Raw genomic sequence first — 590 nt, 5'->3', positions numbered from 1 at the left:
ATTCTATTAGTGTGTTAACACAACTGTCTTGTATTTTTGAATTGGTTGCATTAACTGGCGGACAGCTGTTGAGTACGGCCATCGCACAAGGTCTACAACAGCTTTATGACAATAATAATAACGGCGACACCGCTTTGATTATGGATCTATCAGAGGCGATCATGACACTTGATCGTTATGTTGAATTTGTACTATTGACCGAGACAGTTGAGCCAACTCTACTCTTACCAATTATTAACAAACTCTATGCTCATAGTCAGCAAGATACGATCGATGCCGATTGTTTTTCTGACTTTGGTAGCAGCAGCGTCATCATTGCCAATCCTGAACAGAACTTTAAACCATTAAGCGAGTTAAGCTTGGATAGCGACTTACTCACCAATGCTTATCGCAGCGGTCTAAATGTCGTTCTTGCCAAACATGCACCACTAACGGCAGATACCCAGCAAAAACTAGATGCTATGAGTGCCGCTTGTGCAGTGATTGCCGCCCATACTGATAGCCTGTTTTGGCAAGCGGCAACGGCTGTTGTCACAGATATCAAAGACATCTTACCGTTAAATGCTAGTCAAAAACATACACTAATCTAC

1 pseudogene is annotated in these 590 nt (G+C 42.2%); it reads left to right on the top strand.

The window, feature by feature from the left end:
• Nucleotides 1–68: 68 nt before the first annotated feature.
• Nucleotides 69–590, top strand: a pseudogene (locus tag ACS8FD_RS22805) (hypothetical protein); the annotation flags it as partial.

Source organism: Psychrobacter sp. 1U2, from assembly GCF_051847575.1.
Note: the sequence above shows the minus strand (reverse complement) of the source record. Positions and strands in the feature narration are given on the sequence as shown.